The 16,273-nt window shown below is 67.8% G+C and carries 7 protein-coding genes; all 7 read left to right on the top strand.

The genetic code is table 11. From position 1 onward, the window contains the following. The first annotated feature begins 2 nt into the window (after positions 1–2). Complete coding sequence (eccB, locus tag ABD366_RS36705; protein ID WP_324770650.1) at positions 3–1,496, top strand: type VII secretion protein EccB; 1,494 nt, start codon at positions 3–5, stop codon at positions 1,494–1,496. A gap of 379 nt (positions 1,497–1,875) precedes the next feature. After that, positions 1,876–2,247 carry a hypothetical protein gene (locus ABD366_RS36700; RefSeq protein ID WP_324770651.1) on the top strand — a complete coding sequence of 124 codons (372 nt, stop codon included), beginning with the start codon at positions 1,876–1,878 and terminating at the stop codon, positions 2,245–2,247. Between the two features lie 79 nt (positions 2,248–2,326). After that, positions 2,327–2,641: a WXG100 family type VII secretion target gene (locus ABD366_RS36695; RefSeq protein WP_324770652.1), complete on the top strand. Its 315-nt coding sequence runs from the start codon at positions 2,327–2,329 to the stop codon at positions 2,639–2,641. A gap of 78 nt (positions 2,642–2,719) precedes the next feature. Next, a complete protein-coding gene (locus ABD366_RS36690) occupies positions 2,720–3,190 on the top strand; it encodes a type VII secretion system-associated protein (RefSeq protein WP_324770653.1) in 471 nt (156 codons plus the stop codon). 80 nt (positions 3,191–3,270) lie between these two features. Then, complete coding sequence (locus tag ABD366_RS36685) at positions 3,271–6,771, top strand: AAWKG family protein (RefSeq protein ID WP_324770654.1); 3,501 nt, start codon at positions 3,271–3,273, stop codon at positions 6,769–6,771. A 64-nt stretch (positions 6,772–6,835) separates the two neighbouring features. After that, positions 6,836–7,279, top strand: coding sequence for a YbaB/EbfC family nucleoid-associated protein (locus ABD366_RS36680; protein ID WP_324770655.1), 444 nt, complete (start codon positions 6,836–6,838; stop codon positions 7,277–7,279). A gap of 70 nt (positions 7,280–7,349) precedes the next feature. Continuing rightward, entirely contained in the window at positions 7,350–16,184 is an 8,835-nt protein-coding gene (locus ABD366_RS36675; protein WP_324770656.1) for a hypothetical protein, read from the top strand. Positions 16,185–16,273: the final 89 nt, after the last annotated feature.

Below are 16,273 nucleotides of genomic sequence, written 5' to 3'. Positions count from 1 at the left end.
CGATGCAGACGCGACGGGACCAGGTCCAAGCCCACCAATTCGTGGTCTCCAGGCTGACCACGGGTCTTCAACGAGGCAATCCGGACGAGCCCGAGACCCCCACGCGACGTACCAACCGGGGCGTGGTGATCGGAGCCCTCATCGGCGTGCTGGTCTGCATAGGCTCACTGGTCTACGGCTTCGTTCGCCCCGGCGGCGCCACCTCGTGGCGTGACGGGAAGACCTTGATCGTCGAGAAGAGCACCGGGACCCGCTACCTCTACGACGGCGCGCTGCGCCCGGTGCTCAACTACGCGTCCGCCCGCCTCATCATCGGCCCGGACATGACCACGGACGACATCTCCACCGCTTCCCTCGAGGGAGTCGCCCGCGGCACCTCGGTCGGTATCGAAGGCGCTCCCGACGCTCTGCCATCGGCGAGTCAGCTCAATGACGGCCCTTGGGAGGTGTGCGCGGGCATGCGCACCACCGACGGGGGGGAGAGCGCCCCCACCACCTCGTTGATCATCACTGCTGAGGGGGAAGACTCCTCGTCCGGGCCTGACGGAGCCATCCTGGTACAGGACAGCAAGAGCCACGACACGTTCCTGCTGTGGCACGGCAGTCGATTCGAGATGGCAGCAGGCAACTCCACCCGCAATGCGCTGGGTTACAGTTCCGCCACTCCGCTCATGGTGTCGGCGACCTTCCTCAACGCACTTCCCGCAGGCCCCGACCTGAAGCCGCCCAGCGTGTCCGGGCAGGGCGGCGCGGGCCCTCGACTGGACGGTGAGCAGAGCCGGATCGGACAGGTCTTCACTGTCGACACTCCCGGATCCGCGCAGCAGTACTACCTGCTGCAGCGTGCGGGGCTGGTGCCCCTCACCGCCACCCAGGCGGCTCTCGCACTCAGCGGACCGGGCACGCGGGACAAGGCGTACGACCACGACACCCCCGCACTGATCCCGCTCTCCGCGGACGCCCTGAACGAGGCCCTGGCCCCAGCGTCCACGTCGGGCGAAGCGCGGAACGTACAGCGGGCGGGTGAGGAGTTGCCGGCATCGCCGCCGAAGCTGACGTCCGTGCCTGAGGAGAAGAACGTCTGCGCACGACTCGCTCCGCGTGGAAAACAGGGCACCTACGTGAGTCTCGTGCTCGCCGACACCAGTGCCCTCGCGAAGGCCTCCGCCCGGCCGCAGAGGGGCGTCACCAGCGCCTGCCTCAAGGTGGACGCCCTCTTCGTGCCGCCGTCCCGGGGGAGCCTGGTGCGGGCGCTCGGCAGCGCAGGTGGAGCGGTGGGTTCAACCACCTACCTGATCACGGACTCCGGCGTGAAGTACCGGATACCGACCGCCGCGGATGCCGAACTGCTGGGAGTCGACCTCGCGTCGGCACAAGCGCTGCCGTCCCCACTGCTGAGGATGCTGCCCACCGGCCCGGATCTGACTCAGGCCGCGGCCCTGGCGGGCCATGGAGAGACCGGTGGGGACCGCGGGTGCGCGGACGATTCCCGGTGAGCAGCCGAGTCGTCGCGGAGAACCGCCACGGCCTGTCAGTCCCTGTCTCTTCCTCCAACAGTGCTCCCTCCCGCAGGAGTTGCCCGCTCAGAGACAGTCCCTCGGGCCACTCTGAATGCGGAGAATAGAGGCACGCGGATCTCGCGAGTTCACGGGCATGTGAAATCGAGAGGCTGCCCAGGTGGATTGTCCGTGCCATGGCCCGCACAGAGAACGGGCGTATAGGCCTCGAGCGATCTACCATTCAGCCAGTTCTGAGAACCTGTGTGTCCGGTTCCAGCAGACACAGCGCCAATCGCGCCGACGCGCGGGCGGGAGACGTGTCGTCCCGACGGCACCGGCCCACCGTGCGCCCCTTGGCCAACGGAAAGGCATGCGCATGAGCACCCCCACCGGCAGTACACAGCAGTCATCCACCGCCACCTACTCCCAGGCCATCGAGTCCCTCAACAATGCCAAGACTCAGATGACGACGATCCAGGGACAGGTCGAGGCTGCCAAGGCTGATCTTCAGGCTCGTTACGGCGGAGAAGACGGGCGGGCCTATGCGCGGGTCATGGAGACATGGCTGAGCGAGGTCGACCGCATCAAGAGCACCTGCGACGCCATGCAGAACCAGCTCACCAACAGCATGCACCTCTCCGACAAGACCCAGCTGAACAACCTGGAGACCGTCCACGGCCAGACCAGGCTCTCGGCGCTCGGAAGTCCCGCCGAGAACAATGCCTTCAGTACCATGACCGGAAACTGAGACCGGCAGCAGCGAAAACACATTCGCACGCACAACTACCTCGTAGGGCACTGCCCTACGGCGACATCAGGAGACCTTCATGCCCGGTTCAGAAGACGGAATCTACATCGATCATGGAACTGCCACGACGTTCTCCGAGGAGATGTACGAGCAGACGCGCAGGATCAAGGACATCGTCTCCCATCTCGAAATGGACATCAACAAGATCGTTCAGTCGTGGCTCGGACCCGACCGCGACATCTATTTCGAGAAGGTACAGCCCACGTGGAACGCGGAGGTCTCCTCCCTCTCCACCATTCTGCAGAGCCACGCACAGACTCTGACGGGCGTCTCGGACCATTACAAGCAGACGGTCTACCGAAATGCACAGGGTTTCGAAGAGATCAAGTTCTGATCAAAATCAGGTCGGCTCTTCGTGCTGCATTCATACGCGAGGGGCCGGCCTTTCGGGCATGAAAAATCGAGGATTCTGATGGCCGAAGATCTGACAAAGTTGGATCCCGCTACGCTCAGGGCATTCATAGACAACGATGTGAATGGATTCCATGGCGATCTGGTGACCGTGCGGACCACGACGCCGGACGTGCAGTCCCTCTATGACCTGGGCGGTTCACCCACCCCGTTGCTCATCGGGCAGATGGGTGGAGACGGGGATAGTGGCGGGAAAAGCGTCATCGGCAACCTGAGCAACGCGGCGAAGGCTGTCGACGCCGTTCTCAACAAGCATGTAACCGCCTTCGATGACCTTGAGCGCAACCTCAATGAGGTGCTCTCTTCCATGAAGAAGGCCCAGGAAGAGAACCTGGCAGCCGTCGACGGACAGAAGTTCCTCACGGCGATCGGTGACTACACCGGTGACATGGGCGGAACCGGAGGTGTCGGCGGTGCGAGCGGAGGAGCAGGCAGCCCGACAACGCCTGCGTCCGGCGGATCGACGACCTGAAGCCGACTGTCGGTGTATCAGGCACGGCTGCTCGCATTGTCCGGCTGAGGTCGCGAGCATACTTTCTGGAGTGAGCTGTCATGGCGATGGACAACTGGGAACACATCATCAACCTGGTGACTGGGTGGACCCTGCCAGAACGTGCCGACGTGGCCGATAACGCCAAGGGTGACGACGGGATTCCATGGCTCAGTGTTCATGTCAGCGAGATGCAGCAAGACTACACCGACGGCATCGACATGAACATTGTCCAGGCCTGGAACTCGGACGGCATGGGCGCGACCATCCAATTCTGGAGTGGTGTGGGTGAGGGTGCCAGGAAGTGGCAAGCTGAAATAAAGTACATAAACCTCGAAAATGGGAAGAAGTTCTGGGAAGCTACGGAATTCGCCCTCTGGCATCTCGTGTACAACAATTTTTCGTCGGCAAATCTCTATGATCCGGTGGGTGGGTCTCCAAGCGAGGGGAATGCCGTCGATCTCCATTCGTTCAGCAAGGCGGCTCGATCCTTCGATGTCGCTGGGGATTTCTTCTCCAAGCACACCGAGACCATCAAGCAATGGGCTGAAGCTCTGGGGGATGAGCAGGCTGCCTGGAAGGGTACTGCCGCCGGCGTCTTCCATAGCATGTTGGAAGACCTGCACCGAAAATATGAGTCGTACACCAATGAGTTGCGCCCGCCCGGGTTTTCGCCCGCGAGCACATCCCCTTCGACGGGTTATCAGAGCACTACGCTTCACGGCGACTCGCTCATCGGTGCCGAGGTCTCCCTGCACAAGCTGTACTCGGACCTGTATGAGACATATCAGAACTTCTTTTACCAGCGTGCCAGCCCTTTGAATGTCATCAGGGCCGACGGCACTTCTTGGAATACGTATCATGCGCCGGCCGATCCGCGCGACATATTGAATGACCTGGTGCTCGACCTCACCAGTTTCGTCGCGACGCGTCAGGTCCCGTACGTGGCAAGCGAAACCCAGTTCCGCCCCAACGGCACGGGCAGCATCGCGAGTAACACCAAAATGGCGACGCGCGACGGATACATGGAGAGCACGCACTGGGGCAGGCTCAGTGATATGAGTACCTGGGGTGCCATCGCCAATGAGGCTGTGGGCCGCTGGAAGAACAATGTGTCGACCAACCTCGACACCCCGGCGATTCCGCTGGTGACACAACTGCAGCAGGACTGGTCGCGTGTCATGGATCCTGCTTGGAACACCAGGTTCGCTTTCGAGGACACATCAAAGTCCGACCTCGTCTCGGACTATCAGGCAGATCTGATGGAAGGCCAGGCCGGGGAAGCGGGCGACATCGGCGGTGATATCGGTGGCGCCGGTGCGGGTGGTGAGGGCGAGGGCCTGGGCGGCGGTGAGTTCGAGACGGTGGGTGGCACCGAGGGCCTGGACGGACTCGGTGGCGCCGGCGCGGGTGGCGGCGGCGGGGGCCTGGACGGACTCGGTGGCGGCACGGGCCTGGACGGACTCAGCGGCGGCGCCGAGGGCGGCGGTCCGGACGGCGCGGGTGCGGGTTCGTCGACCCTGCTCGGTGGCGCTTCCGAAGGACTGGGCGATCCGGGCACGTCGGCCGGCGGCGACGGTATATCGATACCGTCCACGTTGGCCACGACCGGCGGCAGTTCCGGTCTGGGAGACCCGGGAAGTGCGGGGGGCACGGGAGGCGCGGGTGTGCCGGACACCACGGGTCCGGGCGGTCTCTCTCCCTCCAGCACGTTCGCCTCGCTCGGCACCGCTACCCCGTTGGGCGCCGGAGGGATCGGAGGATCCGGCCTGGGTGATGAATCGGGGATCACCAGCACTGTAGGCGACGGCTCGCTGCTGACGACCCTTCCCAACGGCTCGTTGCTGGCCAACTCGCCGACCGGCGGAAAGCCCACGTCGCTCACAGGTTCCCAGGGGCAGGTGACTACAGCCTCTCCCGACGGGGGTTTGACCACACAGTTCCCGGACGGCTCCACGACGACGGTCAACCCGGACGGCACGGTCACCACGACCGACAGCGGTGGTGGGGTGACCACTTCGACCATCGGGTCGGGCGGATCGCTCACCAACCCGGACGGATCGACGACCAGTATCAACGCGGCCGGCGGTGTGTCCAACCAGTTGCCCGACGGCAGTTCGTTCACCTCGAACCCCGATGGCAGTTTCACCGCTGTCAACCCCGACGGCTCCCAGGTCACCACCTTGCCCGACGGAAGCACGCAGTCCGTGGGGCCGGAGGGGCAGATAAAGGTGACCGGGCCCGACGGCACTGTCACGACTCCCGGCGCCGAGGGGGACCTGACCACACAGTTCCCGGACGGCTCCACGACGACGATCAACCCGGACGGCACGGTCACCACGACCGACAGCGGTGGCGAGGTGACCACCTCGACCATCGGATCGGGCGAGCCGCTCACCAACCCGGACGGATCGACGACCTCGATCGACCCCGACGGGTCGATCACGAGGCAACTGCCGGACGGCGGCTCCCTCGGGACAGCGCCCGACGGCAGCTTCACCGTGACGAACCCTGACGGGAGCAGCACCACACAGTTCCCCAACGGAACAGTGCAGACCGTCGACGCGGACGGTATGACCCATGTGACCGGCCCGGACGGAGGCACCGCCACACAGAACACCGACGGGAGCGTCACAACCGACTACGGTGACGGTAGTTCGACCACCGTGCGACCGGACGGCTCGGTCACCACGACCACGGGCACGGGCCAGGCCCTGGACGGAGAGCTGGTCCCGGGGCAGAGCCTCGTCAACCCCGACGGCAGCACGTCGTCGATCGATGGTGACGGCGCGGTGACGACCACCTTCCCCGACGGCAGTTCCTATACCATCGGCCCGGACGGCACCGTCACCACGACCGACGCGAACGGCACGAGTACCGGCCTCGGCGCGGACGCGTCCGGCCTCACCGGACCACAGGCGATCACCACGACCGGTGGCGGTGCCGCAAACGGGTTGACCACCCTGTCAGAAGACGGATTCCGCACGACCGAGTACCCCAGCGGGGCGACGTCGATGACGAACCCGCAGGGGTTCACCACCACCCGCTTTCCTGATGGCAGCGGCATGCTCACCGGCCCCAACGGCGAGTTCCAGGCGGTCCCCGGTCCAGGCTCCGAACCCGCCGGCCAGGGCCTGGGCGCGCAGGCCGGGGCCACCGCGGGAGCGACACCGGGGGGAAGCACCGACGCGGGTTCGGGCCTGATGAACATGATGACCCCCATGATGATGATGATGGGCATGGCGCGCATGGGCGGTCAGGGCCAGCAGGGGGGCCAGCAGGAGAACGAACGGGTCCGCGACGTCTACGAGGACGAGGACTCCGACGGTGCATTCATGGCCGGCCCCGCCGGGGGAGCATCCCGGGCCGTTGCTGCGGACGATGTCTTCGAGGAAGAGGAAGAGGACGCGGAGGAGCTCCTGAGCCGGCCGGTGACCGAGTCGCGTACGGGCCGTGGATCGGTGAGGTTGGCGACACAGAGTTCCTCCTCGTCTCCGGCCGGGTCGGAGGGCAATGTCTGGGGCACGGACGAGGGAGGTCTGCCCGCCGCCATCGGGCGGTGAGCGCACCCCGATCCAGTGTGTCGAGTTGCCCGAAGCAAGATACGTAGTCAAGAGGCGAGGAACAGTGAGCGAGTCACTCCAGCAGCAACTCCAGCAGGCCATGTCCGAGTTCACCAAGCAGCAGGAGTCCCTGATCCGAGCGAGGGACGAGGTGGCGGCGATGTCGGTGACGATGCGGTCGAAGGACCGTGCCGTCGAGGTGACGGTGGGCGCGCAGGGCGAGCCGACCGCGCTGCGCTTCTTGAACAACAAGCACCAGACCATGTCGGGACAGGCGTTGGCCCTGAGTGTGCTGGAGGTGATGACCCTCGCTCGGGAGGAGATCGCACGACAGGTGACCGGTCGCTTCGAGGAGGTGTCCGGCATGGGCCTCGGCGTGGCGGGATCGAACCTGAACGACCTGAACCTAGACCGACTGCTCGAACCGCTCGAAGGGGAAGGGCTGCTGGCCGGTATGAGGCTCGGCGCCGAGGAGCCCGGAGAGTCGGGTTCGGCGAAACAGCAGTAGAGAGGTGACGGCCGTGACCAAGGATGCGCCGGTCAGGGTGAACTCCCCCGCAGACCAGCGGTGTTGATCCATGGCAGTGAACCCTTTTGTCGACGGCATCGTGGTGATGCTGACCGGCATGCATGTGCCGAAGGGCTCCTCCACACGTATGCGCACCGAGGTGGAGGCACCGCACCGGGACCTCACGCGGGCACTGGAGGAGTTCGACGACCTGCTCGGGCAGGTCACAAAAGGGGTGGCGGGGAGCGCGAGCGGCCGGTGGAGTTCGTCGTACAGCGATGCCATGGCGACGTTCAAGTCAGGGGCGGGGGGTGATGTGCTGGCGCGCCTGCGGCACACTGCCGGGCAGTTGGCGGATTTCGCACGTGAGACGGCCTACCAGATCGATTACACGAATCGAATGATCGTTGTGCAGGTCGCACAATTTCTGTTCGAGTGGACTCTGACGTTGGTTCTCGCGTTGTTCAATCCGTTGCAGGCGCTGATCGAGCAGTCGTTCTTGAGGGTGTTGTACCGGATCATCCTGCGTAGTTTCCTGTTGCGCTTGCTCGCCTCGATCGCCGCTTTCGAGGCGATGAATGTCGGTCTGGCGTCGGTGATGGATGGTCTGGTGCGGTGGTCGTTGGCGCGGGAGGGGAAATATACGGCTTTCGGCCGCGAGTACGCGTCTCAGGCGGTTGGTTTCGGTGCGGTGCAGGGAGCCTTCGGAGGGCTGGTCCCGTTCGCGGGCTCCGCGTTCGCGGGACTGCTGTCGAAAGGGCTGGGCCGGGACGTGGCCGGGGTGGTGGAGGGGATCGTCGACTCGAAGGTGTCGGGTGGTGCGGACCGTGCGGAGGGCGGGGGTTTCGCGCGGGACATGGGAACGACAGTGGCGGGTCTGGCGAGAAAGTTCGAGATGGGGGAGGTCAACGGCCTGATCGCTTCGTCGTTCCGGAGCAGCGTGTCGGATGCGTTCCTGCGTCGGTTCGGGTCGGTTGCGGGGGAGGGCGCGGCACGGGAATGGGGGGAGCGGTGGGCGGACGCGTTCCTGGCGAACTTCGGGAGCCGTCGGCTCGGTGACGCGTTGTTCACCGGGCTGAGAGGGATGGAGAGTTCTGGTCTTCGTTCGGCTCTGTCGCACGACATAGCGGAGGCGCTGTCGGCGGACTGGAAACGGAAGGTCAGCGGTCACGTCGGCGACATACTCGCGAACACAGCGCATCAGAACGTATCGGAAGGTTTCTACACCCTGTTTACGACGGGCAGGTTCGCAACGTCGTGGGAAACGGGTGTCGCGGGTGTGGGCGCCGGCGCGCTGAGCCACGGGCTGTCGGCGAACGCGCATCTGCTGGGCAGTGCCCTGCGCACGAAGTCGGGGCTGGGAGGTCTGGACAAGTTCGATGTACCGACCGCCATGCCGTTGCCTGAGGACGACGGGCACCCGGGTGCACCTGCGGTGTGGGCGCCGGTCGTCGGCGGTGAGCGGTCGCCCGTGTTGCCTTCGGTGAGTGGGTTGCCGGATCCCGGGGCGGGTGGAGCGCTCCGGTCGGTGGCGCCAGTGGGAGCGGTGACGCCGGTCGAGGTGAGGGTCGAGGAAACGCTGGACGGTCTGGAGGCGTTGGCGGGCGAGGTGGGGCTGCCGCTGGAGGAACGCTCGGAGCTGGTGACGGGGGTACGCGATGCCGTGGGCTCGGGGAACTGGGGTGAGGTGGGCCGTGCGGTGGGGGAGATGCAGGACCGGATCGTCGGGCAGGAGGTCCGGTCCCGGTACGAGGCGTTTCGCGCGCAGGCGGATGAGATGCGCGAGGCGGGTGGAGGGTCCGCCGTCCTGGAGAGGCTGGATGTGCCGAGGGGGGTGTGGTCGGCGGCGGTCGAGGAGGTGGAGGTGGCGCGGCGCAGCGGCGAGTTGCGTCTGCTGGACGGGAGTCTGCGGGATTACACGGCGTTGATCGAGCGGCATGTGCCGTTGGACGTGTTGACGGGGAGGGACGTGCCGGTGTTCCACAGCCCCGAGGAGGCGGTGGTTCGGCGGGAGGTGCTCTCCGGCGGTGGTGAGCGGGCTGTCGAGGCACTGCGGACGTACCTGAGGTCGTGGTCGTCGGGGGAGAGTCTGCGCACGCGCCTCGATGACGCGGCGGCAGGGCTGGTAGACCCCGCAGAGGCGGTGTTGCGGCAGCGGATGCTGACCGCGGGGAGTGCGCACGAGGCGGAGGCGGCGCGGCAGGAATCGCAGGAGTGGCGCCAGACGCAGCTCCTGCGGCAGCGTATTGACCGCTTGAGCACGGTCGACGAGAGAGCCGGTGGGCTGGAGGAAAGTACGTCCGGCGCTGGACCGGACCCTCTGGTGGAGCAGCCTGGCCATCTTCGGCGGATCGAGCGGACTTTGGCCGCGCAGGACGATCGGGCCGGTGAGACCGGCCCGACGGACGAAGACCCGGATCGGGTGTCGCGAGCGCCGGCTCCGCCCACGGATGTGCCTGGCGGGAAGGAGCGGTCTGTTCTGTACAGCCAGACCGTTCAGGATGGTGAACACGCCGCAGGACAGAGCGCTGTCGCCAACGGTGAGCGGTCCTCGGCACCGGACGCCGGCCGTTCCTCGACACCGTCCGGCATTCCCGCCGGGCCGGCGTCCGCGCTGGCCGCGCAGCCGGGCAGTGCGCGCGTCCATCGCGATGGGGCGGACCCGGGGGACGAGGAGGCTAGGTTCGTGGTCGCTCCGGGCCCGGGTGCGGGCAGGCCTGCGCCCGGCGGTCAACTGGCCGACAGGTCCGGCGGACCACTGCCCGAGGATGGCGACGGTCGCCGGGCCGGCCGGGATTCCGGTGGCCGGACAGCGGCGGCACTCCGTTCCGACCCGGCCGTCCGTGACGTCGTCGGGACCGCGGATCGGTCCGCTGTCGTACCGGCACCGCCCGTCCGTGACGGCTCAGCAGGTCCGCGGGAAACACCTCGTTCGACCGTTGCCGCGGAACCCCCGCCCCATGCGGACGGATCGGGCCTCGCGGACGAGAGCGCGCGCCTGTTCGTGTTCGTGCGCAGTCAGCTGGAGAAACTGGGCGGGCCCCGGCAACTGATCGACACCATCACCGAGGCCATGGTGTGGGAGCGGCACCAGGAGCAGTACTCCCCGCCCCTGACGACGAGGCTGCCGGCGACCGCGTCCCGTGCGGACCGGGTAGCTCAGAGCTTCCTGAACGGTGGCGAACCCGCACGGCTCCCTGGCGGTGCTTCCCCGGCCGGCGCCGAGCTCTCCTACGACAGGGTCGCAACTCCCGCAGTGAGTGGGCCTGGACCGGCCGGCACGCACGAGCGATCCTCGCCCCCGCTTCCTTCCGCGAAGGCACTGGGCAAGCGATCCGACCGTACGGGCCCGATGCCGACCGTGTCCGACGGGAACGTGGCGCCCGGCACTTCCGAGGACGTCGGCACACCGAACACGGTCGGCTTCTCCCAGACGACCGATCAGCCGGAAGCAGACCCCTCACGGCCGATGACGGACGACCTGCCGGGGGAGGGCACCCAGACGCCGGCGGGTCCCTGGTACACCGAGCACGACATGCTCGGCGAGGCGACCGTGCGCGTGGTGGCAGAACAGTGGACGACAGAAGAATCCGGCCGGTCCGCGCACGCTGCCACTGCCGCCCTGAGGCGGTCCATGCCCGCCCTTGCCACCGAAACCGAGAGCAGGATCACCGAACTGCTCGGCCTCTCCGACCCCAAGAGATGGGCGGAGCTGCTGAACACGGGTGCGACGTACGACATCGACGGGCACCTCGTGTGGATCAGACCTGTGCTGACCGCGGTGGAACCGGGCGGGACTCCTGCCGAGGACGGGCCCGTCCGCCGATACCAGGTCCGCTTCAACTCCACCGCGGCAGGAGCCGAACGGTCCCGGACCACCACCAGCGCGTCGGACCTGCTCCTGTTCACGGCCATCAACGTCGCCTCCGCCGCCGCCTCCGCCGCCATCCTCACCGCTCCCTACCTGGCGGGCGAGGCATCCACTACACACTCCCGCGGACAGCGACAGACAGTCATCACGGGCCGGAAACTGTTCGTGGACAATTCGACCGCCTTCAGCGCCGCCGTGCGGTTCAGGATCTTTGTCGACGGCCACGAACACACCAGCCCCGAGGCGATCACCGCGCGCGGCCTGACCGTCGACCTGCCGTCTGTCTACACCCATCCGCACCAGCCACGGCCGTCGCTCGACAAGCCCGCCGACGCACCGCTGTCCGAGGAACCGGCGGGTGCGCGACTCGCCGGTGAGGTGGTCAATGCCATCGACCTCATTCCTGTCATAGCGCATCTCCAGGGACGGCTGCGCTCGGCAGGACTGTCCGCGCGGACCGCCCTCGAGGTCATGGGCAAAGTGCAGAGCACGGTCAACGAGCGTACGGCCCGCAACCGCAGCCGATGGTGGCTCACCAGCGGTGATCCGTCCAACCGGATCAGTGTGGGCGTCGACCTTCCCGGACTGGGCGGGTTCAACGGGCACATGAGGATCCGGATCGCCCCGCACAGCCTGCAGTTCCTCACGGTCACCGATCAGGTGAAAACACGTGAGGACCTCGGCGTCGGCCAGGCCACGACCCGTCTCGTCGGCGGCGAGAGCTCCGCCTCGCTCACTGTGGGAGCCTCCGCCACCGGCTGGGTCGATCCATCGCTCGCCGACTCCGGCGGCCCCTTCGAGACCAAGGGACTGGCCCCGCTGGCGACGCTCACAGGCACCGGCGCACGCGGCTGGAACTACCGTATGACGTCACAGCCGCTGACCCACACCATTCTCAACACCACCGAGCCCCAGGCGCGTTACCGGGCCACCTTCGACGTGGAGACCCTGTGGAACTCCACCACTCACCGGGCGCTGGAGGCTCTCGACACCTCCGTACAGGTCAACGCCGATGTCGGAGTGCCCTGGCGCGACGGCCGGGGCGCGGCGGACTTCGAGCGCCGCACCCTCGGCGCGGTCGTCACCCCCGCCGTCGCCGCGTGGACCACAGCGGGCCAGGCCGTGCCGCGCGTTCTGCCCGGCCCGGTCGAGGGACAGCCCCATGTCCGCGCTCTGCTGCGCCTGGCCGATGTGCGGCGTGACCGCAGCAGTGTGATGCCTGCCCGGCTGCACCCCGAGTACCGTGCACGGATCACGCGGAACGAGCCGCTGGCGCTGGCAAGTCGCCGCGGTCTTGGGTACGCGGTGGCCGCGGCCCTGCCAGGGGCCGAACTCGTCGAGGACAGCCTGCGCCACCAGTTGGTCGAACTGTCCCGGCTGGAAGGTCTGGGGCGGGTCGACTGGGCGGCGGTGGATCGCCAGATCTCCGTCCACTTCGGCCGGCCGGCGCTTGAGGGGGATCTGACGAATGTCCTGGCGGGTGTCAAACACACCATGCGGGTGGGCAACCGGACCGTCACCCTCGCCCTGCGTGGACACCTGCTCGACTCCCGGCGCGTCACCACATACCCCATGATCGTCAACGCCCGGGCCGCGGTCGGGGAGTCGGTCGCAGGCGGGAGCGACCAGCGCTGGGCCGTCCAGGCCGGTCTCGGCGGCGCGGCCCGCGTCGGTCTCGGCGGCTGGTTCCGTCTCCAGCTGGGGGCCGCGCGGCTGGTGGGCCGCGTCGCGGGCGGTACGGGGGAGGAGTTCTCCACGACCAGCAAGACCTATCGGCGCATGGAGAACACCGACAGCGTCGACGAGCACATCATGGACATCGCCTACGAACTGTCCCTGCGCCTCGACGGGGACAGGAACCTGCGTTTCGAACGCTGGTGGCTGGAGCGGCCGGACGACATCGTCGCCCAGGTCGTCGTCCCCCACCAGCACGTGCCGACCCGACCCGTCGACAGGCCCCGGGCGCGAGACGCGGGCCGTATGTCCCAGGCCACCAGGAACTGGCCGGGCGGCGAGCCGATGTACGACTTCTCCTCGGGCACCTCGGGGCTGTACCCGGCCTTCCTGGTGCTGCCCGAACTGCCCCGGTTCATCGTCGGTCGTTACGCCGCGATGTTCGATCTGCCGCGGGCATGGGCGGACAACCTGGTCCACTGGCCCGAGGACATCCTCAGAATGACCCGCCCCGAATCACTGGCCGCCTACTTCGGTCTGCTGACGAGTGACCGTGGCTGGACCGTGGAGCTGCCGAAACACGACGGCTGGACTCCCTCCGTACGGCTGAGGCTGCGTGGCTACTCGCCGCAGGAACAGCCCGCCACCGAAGGCGAGACGGAGATCGAGCAGTACGCACAGGCCGTGGGGCGTCACACCGTGGAGCGGGAGCACAGCTACTCGGTCGCCGCGCAGGCTGCGATAGGCCCCCAGTTCCGGTTCGGGTCGGACCAGGGAAACGACATCGAACTCGCGGACACCCACGATCACTCGGACGACGGCCACCACGGTGCGGGCAGCTCCCCCGGAGGCCGGGTGGCCGCGCTGGCCCACGCGGAGGCACGCGCCGGCCGGAGCACCGCCCGGCACCGGGGCCGCGGCTACATCACCGTCACCCGGGCCACGTACGCGGGTACTCCGAAGACGCTCCGCTCGGACGCGGTCTTCGAGATCAACGTGAGCCGTTCCAGGGGACGCACCGTGGACGCCGGTCCGACCCGGTACCTGAGATTCAAGGACGCCATGGACCTGCTGGTGCCGGAGCGCCGCGTCGAGGACCTCCTGCCCGCCCGCACGTCCGAGGCCACTGCCGCACAGCCGGACGCCGCACGGACCGGCCAGGCATCCACGACAGCGGCAACCGACTCCGTCGCCGCCCCGTCCACCGAGCGGACGCCACAGGTCGCGCGGACGTACCTGGACAACGGACTGCTGGCGCGTACGGCGGCACATCCCGAGACACTGCGGGCCGAGCATGTGCTCGACACCATCGAACGCCGCCTGACCGCACGCGGCCTGCTCGCCGCCCGCACAGACGGCGGCACCGGCGGCGCGGACACGTTGCGACGGGCGCTGGAAGCGGCCTTTCGCCCCGACGCACTCGTCGCACGCTTCGACGACCTCCTCGGCGGCGGAGTCTGGGCGTGGTTCCCCGTCAAACGCTTCGCAGGGACGACGGAGTATCTCTGGGTCCGGGTCAGCGTCTCCGAAATCGAGGCGGCACACGCCACACGAGCACGCCCCGGGGTCAAACTCACACTGCGCGGCGAGAGTGTCGAGGAGGACAGAACCGTCGGCAAGCAGTCCCGCACGGTGACGGTGGGCGCCGCTCTCACGGCACGCGGAGGCGAGCACGACACCGCCACCGACGAACAGGGCCATGCCGGCATGGACCTCGTCGCCGGGCGCGTCGGTATACGGAGCACCTCCACCACGGACATGTCGAAGTCCGTCGGTATCTACCGGGCCAACACCCGCGACCGCGAGGGCTCCCACGAGTTCGAGCACCGCCTCTCCTTCCGGGTCGAGCTCGGCACCGTACGCAAGATGCCGCAGGCCATCAGCTCCGTGATCGATGGCGTGCGCACCGTGACCGGCCTGGCGGCACGGGCCGTCGGCCGGGCCGATGCCTGGGAGCACCTCTGGCGCAGTCACGAGCCCTGGGTGTGGCACGAGGATTCGGCCGCGGACGGGACGGCGATCGCCGGAGGTGTGCGCCTGCTGGTCGCCCATCACATGACAGCCGAAGCACCGGGGAGGGCGCCGGTCGCCCCCTTCGGCCGGACATACGGGGAGAATCCGCGCTGGGAACAGTCCATCGCGTCCGTGGACGCGTCCGCCGTGCCCGATGCCCTCCTCAAGAACCTTCATCCGTGGGATGTCCCGGCCGCCGACGCGGTCAACCGGTGGGTCAAGGTCGCCGCGCTGCGCGGCGACCTTGACCTGAGCACGCGGCACGGTGGCCCCGAGGACCCGGGCGGCACGGAATTCACCTCCGTGGCCGGTCTCCGCTACGCCCATTACACGAGCCACGGCATGCTGCGGCCGCGTCTGGAAGCGCTGCTGACCAAGCGCTATGAGGTACAGGTCGGCGAGCGCGTCGTCACCGTCGGCTTCGAACTGACGCGAGCCGAACCATTCGGCCCCCAGGACGGCATCGCCTTCAAGGCCCGCCGTTATCGGCAGGACGACGAGGACGCGGAACACACGACGCAGCAGACCCATGGCTACTTCTACGGCGGCGGGCCGGAGGGCGGTGGCGGTACCGGCTCGGACGCGCTACTGGGCCGGATGCCTCTGGACCGCAGGCGCCTCGACGAGGAGCAGTTGGTGTCCGCGGCGTCCGAGACGGCCGAGCACAATCAGGAGGGCACCCGCAGATTCCGCCTGTACCGTTTCGATCTCAGAGTCGTCGCCCAGCCCGCGACGGGCCCTCGGCGGGCCTTGATGGTGGATGTCCCCCGGGGCCTGATCGGCATGCTGCCCCTGGACGCGGACGGCGGACTCGTCGAGGGACTGCGAGAGGCGATGCCCGAACTCTTCGGGACGGGCCCCGTCGAGCAGCAGCCCGAGGCCCGCTCGGCGAAGGACGACGGACAGCCGCGGACACCCCCGTCCCCGGCGGCCGCGGAGCCCGCAGACACCGGCGCGGGATCAGCGATCATCGAGGAGGCCCCGGCCCTCTCCGGTGTCCCCTTCCCCGACACGTCCCTGCGGCCCCCGCGCAGGCCGTTGTCCGTCATCGCGGAGGAGCCCACGCCGGCCGCTGCCGCAGCCGATCGACCGGCCTCAATGGCCCCCGCCGACACCAACAGCGGACGGCTTCCCGAAGAGGTACGGGAACCGCCCGTACGGGAGATCGTCTGGGCCAGTCTGATGGGACTCACGATGTCCGCTCCGACGGTGTCCGGCCGCGCATTCGTCCCACCCGGGCACACGGAAGGCGGCACGGCCACTGCGGCCCGGAGCGAGACCCCCGCCGTGCCGACGGAGCATGCGGCCGGCCGCGCGGCCGACACCGGCCCGGGGAGGACGCCGTGACCCGCCTCCACCGCCACGAAGCACCGCGGTGCGCTCGTTCGTCTCCTCGGCCGATACCCGTATCGGAGTCCGAACCGGACGCACGGGTG

The organism is Streptomyces kunmingensis (assembly GCF_039533535.1).
Taxonomy (GTDB): Bacteria; Actinomycetota; Actinomycetes; order Streptomycetales; family Streptomycetaceae; genus Streptomyces; species Streptomyces kunmingensis.
Note: the sequence above shows the minus strand (reverse complement) of the source record. Positions and strands in the feature narration are given on the sequence as shown.